Genomic DNA, 13,223 nt, shown 5'->3' on the forward strand with positions numbered 1-13,223 from the left:
TGCTGACAAGGTAATAGCCAGATACGAAGTTAGCGAAAGCCTTGCACGACGGGGCTCACACGGATGCGACACCTTGCCGCACGAACAAATTACAGACATAAAAAAACGCCCAGTCCAAAGGATCTGGGCGTTTTTTCGAAGCGTCGTATTAACGCTTGGAGTACTGCGGACGCTTACGCGCTTTACGCAGACCGACTTTCTTACGTTCAACTTCGCGAGCATCGCGAGTTACGTAGCCGGCCTTACGCAGCGGGCTGCGCAGGGTCTCGTCGTATTCGATCAGAGCGCGGGTGATACCGTGACGGATCGCACCAGCTTGACCGCTTACACCACCGCCAACGACGGTAACGTAGATATCGAACTTCTCGGTGTTCTCGGTCAGCTCGAGCGGCTGACGGACAACCATGCGAGCGGTCTCACGACCGAAGAACTGCTCGATGCTGCGGTTGTTGATGGAGATCTTGCCAGTGCCCGGACGCAGGAAGACGCGAGCGGTAGCGGTCTTACGACGGCCAGTGCCGTAATTTTGAGTCGCCGACATAATGAGCTATCCCGTTAAATCTTCAGTTCTTGAGGCTGCTGAGCGGTGTGCGGGTGGTTGGCACCCTTGTACACTTTCAGCTTGCGGTACATGTCGCGGCCCAGCGGGTTCTTCGGCAGCATGCCTTTTACGGCAGTCTCGATAACACGCTCAGGAGCCTTGGCGATCAGCTTCTCGAAGTTGATCGACTTGATACCGCCCGGGAAGCCCGAGTGATGGTAGTACATCTTGTCGGTAGCTTTGGCGCCAGTGACACGAACCTGCTCGGCGTTGATCACGACGATGTAGTCGCCGGTGTCAACGTGCGGGGTGTATTCCGGCTTGTGCTTGCCGCGCAGGCGGGTAGCAATCTCGGTAGCCAGACGACCCAGGGTCAGGCCAGCAGCGTCGACGACGAACCAGTCGCGCTTAACAGTTTCTGGTTTCGCGGTATAAGTTTTCATTCGTTATAGCCTCAGGGGCCGCCTGAAAATAAGACGGCGAATCTTACTGGACAGTGGTTGCCTTGACAAGTCAAGGACAGCCGAAGACAGACACGAATTGGGGCTCGGGTCGGTGTGCGTCCGTAACGACTAGATGTATCGATCGGCAGGCTTGGCATCCCCCACCGATGAAAGGCTGCGGAATTATGCAGATTCCGGCAGAATTTTCAACTGTGTCACGCACTTGTTTTCATGAGGAGACCTGCATGGAGTACCGTCCGCTCGGCCGCACCGACCTGAACGTCAGCGCACTCTGCCTGGGGACCATGACCTGGGGCGAACAGAATACGCAGGACGAAGCCTTCGCCCAGATCGAGCGGGCCAAGGCCGCTGGTCTGAATTTCATCGATACCGCCGAGATGTACCCGGTTCCGCCGCGCGCGGAAACCTACACCCGCACCGAGCAGATCATCGGCAACTGGTTCCGCCAGCGCGGAGATCGCGCCGACTGGATTCTCGCCAGCAAGATCGCCGGCCCCGGCAACGCCATCAGCCATATCCGCGACGGCCAGCTCAAGCACGACCGCAGGAACATCGTCGAAGCACTCGACGGGAGCCTCAGGCGCCTGCAGACCGACTGGATCGACCTGTACCAGTTGCACTGGCCCGAGCGCAGCACCAACTTCTTCGGCCAACTGGGCTATCAGCACAAGGACGAAAGCTTCACAGCGCTGGAAGACACCCTGGAAGCGCTCGACGAGCAGGTGCGCGCCGGCAAGATCCGCCACATCGGCCTGTCCAATGAGACGCCCTGGGGCACCATGCGCTTCCTGCAGATCGCCGAGGAGCGCGGCTGGCCGCGGGCCGTGTCGATCCAGAACCCCTACAACCTGCTCAACCGCAGCTTCGAAGTGGGCCTGGCGGAAATCGCGATTCGCGAGCAATGCGGACTGCTGGCCTACTCGCCGATGGCCTTTGGCATGCTCTCGGGCAAGTACTTTGGCGGCGCGCGCCCAGCCAATGCGCGGATCACCCTGTTCAGCCGCTTCACCCGCTATACCAACCCGCAGAGCGAGAGCGCCAGCGACCGCTATGTAACGCTGGCCCGCGAGCACGGCCTGGACCCGGCGCAGATGGCCCTGGCCTTCGTCACCCGCCAGCCGTTCGTGACCAGCAACATCATTGGCGCCACCAACCTCGAACAACTGGAAGCCAACCTCGGCAGCTTCGAACTGAAGCTCTCCGACGAGGTGCTGGCCGGCATCGAGGCGATCCACAAGGACCAGCCGAACCCGGCCCCCTGATCGCTCCTGCGAAACGAAAAAGCCCGGCAATGCCGGGCTTTTTTCATCCACGCCGGTCACAGAGCCCGGGCGATGATCTCCTTCATGATCTCGTTGGTGCCGGCATAAATGCGCTGCACCCGCGCATCCGCCCAGGCGCGGGCGATCGGGTATTCCCACATGAAGCCGTAGCCACCGTGCAGTTGCACGCACTCGTCGAGCACCTTGCACTGCAGGTCGGTGGTCCAGTACTTGGCCATCGCCGCGGTAGGCACGTCCAGCTTGCCCTCCAGGTGCTGCTCCAGGCAGCGGTCGACGAAGACCCGGCCGACCTGGATCTCGGTGGCCATTTCCGCCAGCTTGAAGCGAGTGTTCTGGAAGTCTGCGACGGACTTGCCGAACGCCTTGCGCTCGCGGGTGTAGTCCAGCGTCCACTTCAGCGCCGCCTCAGCCGACGCCAGTGCGCCGAGGGCCACGGTCAGGCGCTCCTGAGGCAGTTCCTGCATCAGGTAGATGAAACCCTGCCCTTCCTTGCCCAGCAGGTTTTCCTTGGGAATGCGCACGTCCTGGAAGAACAGCTCGGAGGTGTCCTGGGCCTTCATGCCGACCTTTTCCAGACGCTTGCCCTTGGAGAAGCCTGGCGTCCCCGCCTCCACCAGGAACAGGCTGGTGCCCTTGGCGCCAGCCTTGGGATCGGTCTTGGCGACCACGATCACCAGATCGGCCAGCCAGCCGTTGGTGATGAAGGTCTTGGAACCATTGATCACGTAGTCGTCGCCATCCAGCACGGCGGTGGTTTTCACGCCCTGCAGGTCGGAGCCGGCGCCCGGCTCGGTCATGGCAATGGCGGAGACCATCTCGCCGGAAACAAGCTTGGGCAGATAGCGCTGCTTCAGCTCTTCGCTGCCGTAGTGAAGGATGTAGGGCGCGACGATGTCCGAATGCAGGGAGAAGCCGATACCGGTCAGCCCAAGCCGACCGATCTCCTCGATCACCACGGCGCTGTAGAGGAAGTCCGCCGCCATGCCGCCGTAGGCCTCGGGCAGGTGCGAGCAGAGCATCCCCGCCTCGCCGGCCTTGTTCCACAGCTGGCGATCGACGTGACCGTCCTTTTCCCACTGGGCATGGAAGGGCACCGCCTCCTGTTCGAGGAACTTGCGGACGCTGTCGCGGAACAGCTCATGGTCGGAACTGAACAGGGTTCTTGGAATCATGCGGTGCACCTGCGGATCGGCTGTAGGAATTATTGGAAGGCCGACTGTAGGCCAAGCACGAACCGCTCTGCACTGGACACTTTCGCCAAAAAATAAGACGATCCCGCCGCATCATGACCACTTTAGCGTCATGCCAAGACATCCATAAGAAGTACAAGAATCGATGCCCACCCCAGCTTCCAGCGTGCTGCGCCGCGTCAGCATCCTCGCCACCCATGGCGTCTTCGGCTCCACCCTGATGCAGGCCAAGGACTTCTTCCACATGGCCAGCCTGCGTCACGGACGTCAGCAAGGCCTGGGCCTGCAACCCGGCTTCGAGATCCGCATCATCAGCCCGGACGGCAAGCCCGTGATCAGCTTCAGCGGCGATACGCTGCCGGTGCAGGGCGCGCTGGACGAGCCGGAACTGGTGATCCTTCCCGCCTTCTGGGGCGACTTCGACGAGCTCTTCAGCCGTTACCCGGAGGTGCTGCCCTGGCTGCGCGAGCGCCACGCCGCCGGCAGCGTACTCTGTGGCGAGGTGTCCGGGGTGTTCTGGCTGGCCGAGGCCGGCCTGCTGGACGGCAAGGAAGCGACCACCTACTGGCGCTTCTTCCGCGAATTCGCCGAGCGCTACCCCAAGGTGCTGCTGAACCAGGACAAGCACATCGTCGACGCCGACAACATCTACAGCGCCGGCGGCCTGACCTCGGTGCGCGACCTGTACATCTATCTGATCGAGCACTTCTGCGGCGCCACCGTCGCCCAGGGCGTTGCCCGCGACATCCTCTACGAGGTGCAGCGCACCTACACGCCAGGGCGCCTGGGCTTCGGCGGGCAGAAACTGCACCACGACCCGACGATCCTGCAGATCCAGCACTGGCTGGAAGAACACTTCTGCGACAAGTTCCGCTTCGAGGACGTGGCCCGCGATCACGGCATGAGCATCCGCAACTTCATGCGCCGCTTCCAGGCCGCCACCGGCGACAAGCCGCTGCACTACCTGCAGCGCCTGCGCATCGAGACCGCGCGCAACCTGCTGTCCACCACCCGCAAGAGCATCAAGACCATCAGCTACGAAGTCGGCTACGACGACGCCAGCTTTTTCGCTCGCCTGTTCCGTCAGCACACCGGGCTGTCGCCGAATCATTACCGACGCCAGTACGAACAGAAGGAAGGCTGAAACACGCCATTCCTAGGATGGGTTCGCGGACGTGGGGTGCGTCCTATGATCGGCTGACTCGCTCAAGAGCAGTTTCGACAACAAGAACCCGACGGGATATCGCCATGCGCCGCTTTCTGCTTGCCCTGCTGGCCGCCTTCAGCCTCACCGCTGTGGCGGACGACACCTGGAAACCCTTCCCCTATGACCAGAGCGCCTTCGATTACAGCGGCGACAAGCTGCGCGCCGCCTGGCCGAAGCTGACCCGCGGCTTCGGCAACTACCCCTTCCCCGATGCCGACTGGGTGGTGACCATGGCCACCCGGCATCCCGACGCCCTGGAGAAAACCGTGGCCGCCGGCACCGGTTTCACCGGCAAGCCGGAGGAAGCCCAGGTCTACGCAGAAAAGCTGCAGGAGGTGTGGCGCAAGGTGTTCCGCGGCGACTTCGCCCAGGCCAAAAAGGACGGCTTGGCGCTGGGCGTCGGCGGCCAGGTGCCGGCGATGTTCGCCCAGACCCTCTACGCCCTGTTCCTGGCGCCGAGCCAGGAAGAGAAACAGCGCCTGCTGGAAGAAGTGATCAGCTACACCGACCAGGCCGGCCCGCTGCTCAATGCCGACCCCATCGCCCAGTTTGGCCGCGCCTATGCCAAGGCGCGCCTGGCCGAAGACCTGCCCGTGCCAGTGGTGCTCAAGCGCGGTTACACCGGCCAGATTCCCAAGGAGCTGGATGCACTGCTGGCCAAGCAGCCCAACCAACCGTTCGCCCTGGCGCTCTATGGTGGCTACGAAGCCGGTGTGATCCGCAAGGTCGGCAAGCTGGTGGGCAAGATGACCTACGGGGTCAGCGCGGACCAGATGGAGCAGTACTTCGCCCGCTCTTTCCGCGCCGCCAGCGACTTGCCGATCGGGCACTACGAATATGCCAACGCGCTGACCTATGTGTACGGAGAAGATGAGGAGCAGAAGGCGCTGGAGCAGCTGAAGAAAGCCGTGGCGATCCAGCCGATCAACGCCATGGAGGCGCTTGAAGTCGCCCATGCCCAGCAATTGCTGAAGAAGGCGCAGCAGGAGATGGCGCAGCGCTGATCGCTACCATCCACGCCGGAGGGCTTTTCGTAGGAGCGCCCAGCATTTCCCAAAACGAAAAAGGCTGCCCGAGGGCAGCCTTTTTCGTTCGCCGATCCGTCAGGGACGGTGCGGGCGGCTCAGGTATTCGTGGGACTGCATTTCCAGCAGACGGCTGAGCGTGCGCTGGAATTCGAACTCCAGGCGGCCGCCGGTGTACAGGTCCTTGAGCTCCACTTCGGCGGAGAGGATCAGCTTGACGTTGCGGTCGTAGAATTCGTCCACCAGGTTGATGAAGCGGCGGGCCATGTCGTCCTTGGCCACGTTCATCTGCTCGACGTTGGAAATCAGGATGGCGTGGAAGATCTTCGCCAGCTCGATGTAGTCGTTCTGGCTGCGCGGACCGTCGCACAGCTCGCGGAATTCGAACCAGGCCACGTCGTCGCAGGTGATGCGCGCGCGGATCTCGCGGTTCTCGATCATCAGCGCGTCATCGCGGGTCGCCGCGGCACATTCCGGGGTCAGCGCCTTGAAGTCGCGGGTCATGGCCTGTTCGGCCTGCTCGGACAGCGGCCAGTGGTACAGCTCGGCCTGCTCCAGGGCGCGCAGGCGGTAGTCCACGCCGCTGTCGACGTTGACCACTTCGGTGTACTGCTTGACCAGGGCGATGGCCGGCAGGAAGCGGGCGCGCTGCAGGCCGTCCTTGTACAGGCCGTCCGGCACGATGTTGGAGGTCGCTACCAGGCTGACGCCGTTCTTGAACAGCTCTTCCAGCAAGGTCGCGAGGATCATCGCGTCGGTGATGTCGGAGACGAAGAATTCGTCGAAGCAGATCACCCGGGCCTCGTCGGCGAAACGCTTGCCGATGATGGTCAGCGGGTTCTTTTCGCCCTTGAGGGTCTTCATTTCCTCGTGGACGCGCTTCATGAAGCGGTGGAAGTGCGTGCGCATCTTCTGCTTGAACGGCAGCGCTTCGAAGAAGGTATCCACCAGGTAGGTCTTGCCACGGCCGACGCCGCCCCAGAAATACAGGCCCTTCACCGGCTCCTGGGATTTCTTGCCCAGCAACCTGCCGAACAGCCCGGACTTGCCCTTTTCGGCGGCGACCAGATCGTCATAGAGGCGTTGCAGATGCTTCACGGCGTTCGCTTGCGCGGCGTCGTGGAAGAAATCGGGGCGTTTCAGGTCTTCCTGGTAGCGCTGAAGAGGCGTCATGATCGGTAGCAAGGTAACGAAAACGGGGGCGCACACTTTAGCGGCGCCCCCGTTGCTTGGCAATTGGCCGGTAGTCGGACCGGCCTGCCAGAGCCGTCACTCCTGGGGAGCGAGGGCCTCGCGCAGACGCTGCATGGCGGCGTCGCGCTCCGCGTCGGTGGAGAATTCCGGGCTGTAGGCCACGGCTTTGCCATCCAGGCGCACGCTGAAGGCATTCAGCTCGGCGTGCAGGTCCAGCGCCTCGGATTGCAGGCGCTTGGTCACCTGGCCCGCGGCCTTGCCATCGGCGAAGGCGATGGACAGCAGCAGCTGCTCGCCCGCGGCATCCAGCAGGCGGAAGCGGAATCCGTCGTCCTCGCGGAAACTGACGAAACGCGCGGCCTTGGCGGCTTTCTTCTTGCCCTCGGTCGCCACCTGCACCTGCTCGCGGAACGAACGCAGGCCGACGGCCTCGCGCAGTTCGCCGAGGAACGGGGTGGCGATGCGGCGGGCCTTGGCAGCGCCGGCCAGGAGGATATCTTCCAGATCAGCCGGACGGGTGATCAGCGCGTGGTAACGCTCGCGGGCCTCGCCCAGCTCGTTGTCGAGCAACTCGAACAGGCGCTGCTTGGCTTCGCCCCAGGCCAGGCCGCCGAGCAGCTCGGCGCGGAACGCGGCCTGTTGTTCGTGGGTGGCGAACGCCTGGTAGAGCGTGAACAGGTGCGAGTTGTCCGGGTCCTTCGGCTCGCCCGGCGCGCGGGAGTCGGTGACGATGCGGGCCACGGCGTCCTTGAGTTGCTTGGCGCTGCCGAACAGCGGGATGGTGTTGTCGTAGCTCTTGGACATCTTGCGACCGTCCAGGCCCGGCAGGGTCGCCACGTCTTCCTCGATCACCACCTCGGGCAGGGTGAACAGTTCCTTGCCGTTGCCGAACAGGTGGTTGAAGCGCTGGCCGATGTCGCGGGCCATTTCCACGTGCTGGATCTGGTCGCGGCCGACCGGCACCTTGTGCGCGTTGAACATCAGGATGTCCGCGGCCATCAGCACCGGGTAGCTGTACAGACCCATGGTGACGCCGGCGTCCGGGTCTTCGCCGGCCTCGACGTTCTTGTCCACCGAGGCCTTGTAGGCGTGGGCGCGGTTGAGCAGGCCCTTGGCGCTGACGCAGGTGAGCAGCCAGGTCAGTTCGGGGATTTCGGGAATGTCGGACTGGCGATAGAAGGTCGCCTTGTCAGCATCCAGGCCGCAGGCCAGCCAGGTGGCGGCGATCTCCAGGCGCGAACGCTGGATGCGCGCCGGGTCATCGCACTTGATCAGCGCGTGGTAGTCGGCCAGGAAATAGAAGGAATCTGCCTGCGGATCGCGGCTGGCGACGATGGCCGGGCGGATGGCGCCGGCGTAGTTGCCCAGGTGCGGAGTACCGGTGGTGGTGATGCCGGTCAGGATACGGGTCGTCATGGGAATCCAGGAATCAACACAAATGAAATGGCGGGCCGGATGGTAACGCGGCTCGGCGGCCTAGGCGAGCCGGGCCTGTATCAGGTCCTTGAGCTCGATCAGCTTGCCGTGGAAGAAATGGCTGCACTCGGGGATGCGGATCAGTTCGTGCGGCTTGCTCAGCTCGGCACTCCAGGCGTAGACACGCTCGGGCGTGACCACTTCGTCGGCCTCCGGCTGGATCACCGTGAGCGGGCAGCGTTCGGGCAGGTCGACATCGAAACGCTCCACCGGCGGCGCCAGCATGAACAGTTGCGCCAGCGCGGCGCCCTCCTCTTCCAGGCGCTCGGCGGCGTTGCCAGCCACGCAGGAGCCGAAGGAAAAGCCCATCAGCGTCAGCGGCAGGCCCGGATGCTGTCCGGCCAGCCAGCGCGCGGCAGCCAGTGCGTCATCGATCTCGCCGCGGCCTTCGGCATAACTGCCGCCGCTCTGACCCACGCCCCGAAAATTGAAACGAAGCGTGGCGTATCCTGCATCCCGTGCGGCGCGCTGCAAGGTAGCGACCACCTTGTTCTGCATGGTGCCGGCGAACAGCGGATGCGGATGACAGATCAGCGCGACGCCGTTGGCGTCGGGTGTGGCGAGGTGCAGGGCTTCCAGCTGGCCGTCGGGGCCGTCGAGGAACAGAGGGATTTCGCGGGTGGTCAAACAACAACTCCGTGACCCCGTGGCGGGTCGTCTCGTCTAGCACAATACCTGCGCAGGCGGCGAAGCGTTCGCCACGGTATACAAGCACAGGTGCAAGCCGCTAACGTAAAGCAAAGCCGTCTATAGAGGAAGGATTCGCGTGGAACAGTCCCTCACCACCTGGTTGCTGCCGCTACTCGCCCTGATCGTCGGGGGCGCCATCGGCTTCCTGATCGCCCGCCTGCTCCCCAACGCCGCGCCGAACAAGCTGCAGCGCCAGGTGGACGACATGCAGGATCGTTTCGATAGTTACCAGCGCGAAGTGGTGACCCACTTCAACACCTCCGCCAGCCTGATGAAGAAGCTCACCCAGAGCTATCAGGACGTTCAGGACCACCTGTCCGAGGGCGCCGAACGCTTGGCCCTGGACGAGCAGACCAAGCAGCGCCTGCTGGCCGCCCTGCACGCCGACGAATACCCCGAGCGCCGCGAGCGCCTGACCCCGCCGGCGAACAACGAAGCACCGCGCGACTACGCGCCCAAGCCGAGTGAAGGCCCGGGCACGCTGGACGAGACGTATGGGCTGAAAGGCAAGTACTGAGTCTTCGTTCCGTAGAAAAAGCCCCGCATTTGCGGGGCTTTTTTGTGCGCGGCAATTTACGAACCTGCCCACAAATACACCGGACACCGGGCTCTTCGTAGGAGCGGACTCCGTCCGCGATAGTCAGCACTCCACTGGAGTGCTGACACGTGAAATCAGATGGAGCAGCCCGGCAGGCAGGACATAAGGCCTTACGCAAAGGCCGGGCATCGATTGCCGGTGAAATCTACCTGCTGACTGCCACGACACAGAACAGAGCCCCCTTGTTCTCGGACTTCAGCTTGGCCTGCACTGTCGCCCGTTGCTTCGAAAAGAAGCTGGCTCTTGGCGAGAACCATCTACTGGCCTGGGTGCTGATGCCGGACCACGCACACTGGTTATTGCAACTGGGTAGCGGCGAACGACTGGAGATCAGTGTCGGACGTCTGAAGGCCATCAGCTCGCGCTGCTTCAACAAGATCCATGGCAGACGCGGGGCTATCTGGGCATCAGCCTTCCATGATCACGCCTTGCGCAGCGAGGATGAGGTGCTACCAACGGCAAGGTACATAGTCGCCAATCCAATACGAGCCGGAATAGTGAAGCGCGTAGGTGATTATCCCTTCTGGAACGCCGTATGGCTGTGATTGATCGCGGACAAAGTCCGCTCCTACGAAAGCCGGCGCCCCCACCCGCACCCAACCGGAAAAGAAAAAGCCCCGCATGAGCGGGGCTTTTTCATTGCAGCCTTGGAGCGATCAGATCGCGCCGCGCTGGCGCAGCAGGTCGAGGACTGCCTTGACGCCGTCTTCCACCGACTGGGTCTGGGTGTCGATCACCAGGTCGGCATCCAGCGGCACGTCGTAGGGGAAGGACTCGCCCGGGATGTTGTCCTGGCCGGCGGCATACAGGCCCTGCGGATCACGCTCGCGGCAGATCTGCGGAGACGCCTGGACGTAGACGGTGATCAGGCGCTCGGCTCCGATCAGGGACTTGGCGCGCTCGCGGCCTTCGGCGCTCGGGGCGACGAAGGCGCACAGGCTGAGCAGCCCGGCTTCGTTGAACTGCTTGGCCACGTGAGCGGTGCGCAGCCAGTTTTCGGTGCGGCCGGCGCGATCCTGCGGCAGTCCCTTGTTCAGGTCATGGCGCAGGTTCTGGCCATCCAGCACATAGACCGCGCGGCCCATGTCGAACAGCTTGCGCTCCACGGCGTAGGCCAGGGTGCTCTTGCCGGCGCCGGAGAGGCCGCTGAACAGCACGGTGGCCGGTTGCTGGCCGAAGCGTGCAGCGCGTTCTTCACGAGCGACGTGGGCGTTGGCACCGTGGTGGGTGGAAGTACCATGGCCCGCCTGCGGGGCGGCGATGATCATGCCCGCACCGACGGTGCCGTTGGTCAGGCGGTCGATGACGATGAAGGCGCCGGTGGTGCGATTCTGGCCGTAGCCGTCCAGCGCGATGGGCGCATCCAGGCTGACCTTCACGCGGGCGATCTCGTTGAGCTTGAGTTCGCTGGCAGCGGTCTCTTCCAGGGTGTTCACATCGACCTTGTGGGTGATGCTCGGAATGGAGCCCGGCACGTAGCTGGTGGCGCGCTTGATGTCGTACTTCTTGCCCGGCAGCATCGGCTCTTCGGCCATCCACACCAGCATGGCGTCGAAGCCGTCGGTCACCAGCGGACGGTTGTCGGCGTGCACCAGCATGTCGCCGCGGGAAACGTCGATCTCGTCTTCCAGGGTCAGGGTGATGGCCTGGCCGGGACCGGCCTGCTCCAGCTCACCCTCGAAGGTGACGATGGACTTGACCTTGCTGCCCTTGCCCGACGGCAGGGCCACGACTTCGTCGCCCTTGCGCACGATGCCGCTGGCCAGGGTACCGGCGAAGCCACGGAAGTTCAGGTTCGGGCGGTTGACGTACTGCACCGGGAAGCGCATGTCGTCGAGGTTGCGGTCACCGGCGATCTCGACCGACTCGAGGATCTCCATCAGCGACTGGCCGGTGTACCACGGCGAGCGCTCGGACTTGTTGACCACGTTGTCGCCCTTCAGCGCCGACATCGGCACGAAGTGCAGGGAATTGGTCTTGAGGTTGATCTTGTCGGCGAACTGCAGGTAGTCGGCCTTGATCTGCTCGAACACGCCCTGATCGAAGTCCTTCAGGTCCATCTTGTTGATGGCGACGACGATGTGCTTGATGCCCAGCAGCGAGGCGATGAAGCTGTGCCGGCGGGTCTGGGTCTGCACGCCGTAGCGGGCGTCGATCAGGATGATGGCCAGGTCGCAGGTGGACGCGCCGGTGGCCATGTTGCGGGTGTACTGCTCATGGCCGGGAGTGTCGGCGATGATGAACTTGCGCTTGGCGGTGCTGAAGTAGCGGTACGCCACGTCGATGGTGATGCCCTGCTCGCGCTCGGCCTGCAGGCCGTCCACCAGCAGCGCCAGGTCGACGTCATCGCCGGTGGTGCCGACTTTCTTCGAGTCGCGGGTGATGGCCTCGAGGTGGTCCTCGTAGATCATCTTGGAGTCATGCAGCAGGCGCCCGATCAGGGTGCTCTTGCCGTCGTCGACATTACCGCAGGTGAGGAAGCGCAGCAGTTCCTTGCGCTCGTGCTGGGCCAGGTAGGCGAGGATGTCCTCGCTGATCAGATCGGATTGATGCGACATGGTGCGAGAACCTTAGAAGTAGCCCTGACGTTTCTTTTCTTCCATCGAGCCTGCGGCATCGTGGTCGATGACCCGGCCCTGGCGTTCGGAAGTCCGCGTCAGCAGCATTTCCTGGATGATTTCCGGCAGCGAGGTAGCGGTGGACTCCACCGCTCCGGTCAGCGGGTAGCAGCCCAGGGTGCGGAAGCGCACCATCTTCTTCTGGATGCTGGCCTTCTGCTCGGGCGTGAGATGCTCGAGGATGCGCTCGTCGTCGATCATGATCAGCGCGCCGTTCATCTCGATGACTTCGCGCTCGGCGGCGAAGTACAGCGGCACGATCGGGATCTGTTCCAGGTAGATGTATTGCCAGATGTCCAGCTCGGTCCAGTTCGACAGCGGGAAGACGCGGATCGACTCGCCCTTCTTCACCTTGCCGTTGTAGACGTTCCACAGCTCGGGACGCTGGTTCTTCGGGTCCCAGCGGTGCTTGCTGTCGCGGAAGGAGTAGACGCGCTCCTTGGCGCGGGACTTCTCCTCGTCGCGGCGGGCACCACCGAAGGCGGCATCGAAGCCGTACTTGTCGAGGGCCTGCTTGAGGCCTTCGGTCTTCATGATGTCGGTGTGCTTGGCGCTGCCGTGGGTGAAGGGGTTGATGTCCTGCGCCACGCCATCGGGGTTGATGTGGGTGATCAGGTCCAGGCCCAGGTCACTGACCATCTTGTCGCGGAAGCTGTACATCTCCTGGAATTTCCAGCGAGTGTCGACGTGCATCACCGGGAACGGCAGCTTGCCGGGGAAGAAGGCCTTGCGCGCGAGATGCAGCATCACCGCGCTGTCCTTGCCGATCGAGTACAGCATCACCGGGTTATCGAACTCGGCGGCCACCTCGCGGATGATGTGGATGCTCTCCGCTTCCAGCTGTTTCAGATGCGTCAGTTTGTCGACCATGGCTACTCACGGAATTGCTTATGGACGGCCTTCGGGCCGTAGACGAGGGCGCACTCTAACACAGCGC

13 protein-coding genes are annotated in these 13,223 nt (G+C 63.2%); 5 read left to right on the forward strand and 8 right to left on the reverse strand.

Features of this window, described 5'->3' with window-relative positions; genetic code table 11:
* Positions 1-148: 148 nt before the first annotated feature.
* Positions 149-541 carry a 30S ribosomal protein S9 gene (gene rpsI, locus ACQ5BL_RS22675; protein ID WP_017518120.1) on the reverse strand — a complete coding sequence of 131 codons (393 nt, stop codon included), beginning with the start codon at positions 539-541 and terminating at the stop codon, positions 149-151.
* Between the two features lie 14 nt (positions 542-555).
* Positions 556-984 carry a 50S ribosomal protein L13 gene (gene rplM / locus ACQ5BL_RS22680; RefSeq protein ID WP_015475857.1) on the reverse strand — a complete coding sequence of 143 codons (429 nt, stop codon included), beginning with the start codon at positions 982-984 and terminating at the stop codon, positions 556-558.
* Positions 985-1,229: 245 nt separating this feature from the next.
* Between rplM and ACQ5BL_RS22685 the strand changes: the two genes are divergently transcribed.
* The gene (locus tag ACQ5BL_RS22685; protein ID WP_243805405.1) at positions 1,230-2,267 is read left to right on the forward strand and encodes an NADP(H)-dependent aldo-keto reductase; all 1,038 of its coding nucleotides are present in this window, start codon (positions 1,230-1,232) and stop codon (positions 2,265-2,267) included.
* Positions 2,268-2,323: 56 nt separating this feature from the next.
* On the opposite strand, the gene ACQ5BL_RS22690 is transcribed toward ACQ5BL_RS22685, so the two are convergent.
* A complete protein-coding gene (locus ACQ5BL_RS22690) occupies positions 2,324-3,469 on the reverse strand; it encodes an acyl-CoA dehydrogenase family protein (RefSeq protein ID WP_243805404.1) in 1,146 nt (381 codons plus the stop codon).
* A 253-nt stretch (positions 3,470-3,722) separates the two neighbouring features.
* On the opposite strand from ACQ5BL_RS22690, the gene ACQ5BL_RS22695 reads away from it, so the two are divergent.
* Positions 3,723-4,622 (forward strand): GlxA family transcriptional regulator, encoded by a 900-nt coding sequence (locus ACQ5BL_RS22695; RefSeq protein ID WP_207884156.1) that lies wholly within the window; start codon positions 3,723-3,725, stop codon positions 4,620-4,622.
* A 104-nt stretch (positions 4,623-4,726) separates the two neighbouring features.
* Positions 4,727-5,689, forward strand: coding sequence for a hypothetical protein (locus ACQ5BL_RS22700; RefSeq protein WP_243805403.1), 963 nt, complete (start codon positions 4,727-4,729; stop codon positions 5,687-5,689).
* Positions 5,690-5,788: 99 nt separating this feature from the next.
* Here the strand turns inward: ACQ5BL_RS22700 and zapE are convergent, their stop codons facing one another.
* The 3 genes from zapE to ACQ5BL_RS22715 form a co-directional block, all read right to left on the reverse strand.
* A complete protein-coding gene (gene zapE, locus ACQ5BL_RS22705; RefSeq protein ID WP_243805402.1) occupies positions 5,789-6,883 on the reverse strand; it encodes a cell division protein ZapE in 1,095 nt (364 codons plus the stop codon).
* Positions 6,884-6,979: 96 nt separating this feature from the next.
* A complete protein-coding gene (locus tag ACQ5BL_RS22710) occupies positions 6,980-8,320 on the reverse strand; it encodes a tryptophan--tRNA ligase (protein WP_243805401.1) in 1,341 nt (446 codons plus the stop codon).
* Between the two features lie 60 nt (positions 8,321-8,380).
* A complete protein-coding gene (locus tag ACQ5BL_RS22715) occupies positions 8,381-9,007 on the reverse strand; it encodes an alpha/beta hydrolase (RefSeq protein WP_243805400.1) in 627 nt (208 codons plus the stop codon).
* A 139-nt stretch (positions 9,008-9,146) separates the two neighbouring features.
* Between ACQ5BL_RS22715 and ACQ5BL_RS22720 the strand changes: the two genes are divergently transcribed.
* A complete protein-coding gene (locus ACQ5BL_RS22720; protein WP_207883698.1) occupies positions 9,147-9,587 on the forward strand; it encodes a YhcB family protein in 441 nt (146 codons plus the stop codon).
* A 149-nt stretch (positions 9,588-9,736) separates the two neighbouring features.
* Positions 9,737-10,213: an REP-associated tyrosine transposase gene (locus ACQ5BL_RS22725; protein WP_243805399.1), complete on the forward strand. Its 477-nt coding sequence runs from the start codon at positions 9,737-9,739 to the stop codon at positions 10,211-10,213.
* A 111-nt stretch (positions 10,214-10,324) separates the two neighbouring features.
* Here the strand turns inward: ACQ5BL_RS22725 and cysN are convergent, their stop codons facing one another.
* Together cysN and cysD are read right to left on the reverse strand one after the other, a co-directional pair.
* The gene (gene cysN / locus ACQ5BL_RS22730; protein WP_243805398.1) at positions 10,325-12,226 is read right to left on the reverse strand and encodes a sulfate adenylyltransferase subunit CysN; all 1,902 of its coding nucleotides are present in this window, start codon (positions 12,224-12,226) and stop codon (positions 10,325-10,327) included.
* A gap of 12 nt (positions 12,227-12,238) precedes the next feature.
* Positions 12,239-13,156: a sulfate adenylyltransferase subunit CysD gene (gene cysD, locus ACQ5BL_RS22735; protein ID WP_243805397.1), complete on the reverse strand. Its 918-nt coding sequence runs from the start codon at positions 13,154-13,156 to the stop codon at positions 12,239-12,241.
* Positions 13,157-13,223: the final 67 nt, after the last annotated feature.

This window comes from Pseudomonas sp. B1-22 (assembly GCF_050474425.1).
GTDB lineage: Bacteria > Pseudomonadota > Gammaproteobacteria > Pseudomonadales > Pseudomonadaceae > Pseudomonas.

Excerpts from the sequence above, each read along its gene's own strand:
- rpsI (WP_017518120.1), bottom strand. The coding sequence starts at position 541 with ATGTCGGCGACTCAAAATTACGGCACTGGCCGTCGTAAGACCGCTACC.
- rplM (WP_015475857.1), bottom strand. The coding sequence starts at position 984 with ATGAAAACTTATACCGCGAAACCAGAAACTGTTAAGCGCGACTGGTTC.
- ACQ5BL_RS22685 (WP_243805405.1), top strand. The coding sequence starts at position 1,230 with ATGGAGTACCGTCCGCTCGGCCGCACCGACCTGAACGTCAGCGCACTC.
- ACQ5BL_RS22695 (WP_207884156.1), top strand. The coding sequence starts at position 3,723 with ATGGCCAGCCTGCGTCACGGACGTCAGCAAGGCCTGGGCCTGCAACCC.
- ACQ5BL_RS22700 (WP_243805403.1), top strand. The coding sequence starts at position 4,727 with ATGCGCCGCTTTCTGCTTGCCCTGCTGGCCGCCTTCAGCCTCACCGCT.
- zapE (WP_243805402.1), bottom strand. The coding sequence starts at position 6,883 with ATGACGCCTCTTCAGCGCTACCAGGAAGACCTGAAACGCCCCGATTTC.
- ACQ5BL_RS22710 (WP_243805401.1), bottom strand. The coding sequence starts at position 8,320 with ATGACGACCCGTATCCTGACCGGCATCACCACCACCGGTACTCCGCAC.
- cysN (WP_243805398.1), bottom strand. The coding sequence starts at position 12,226 with ATGTCGCATCAATCCGATCTGATCAGCGAGGACATCCTCGCCTACCTG.
- cysD (WP_243805397.1), bottom strand. The coding sequence starts at position 13,156 with ATGGTCGACAAACTGACGCATCTGAAACAGCTGGAAGCGGAGAGCATC.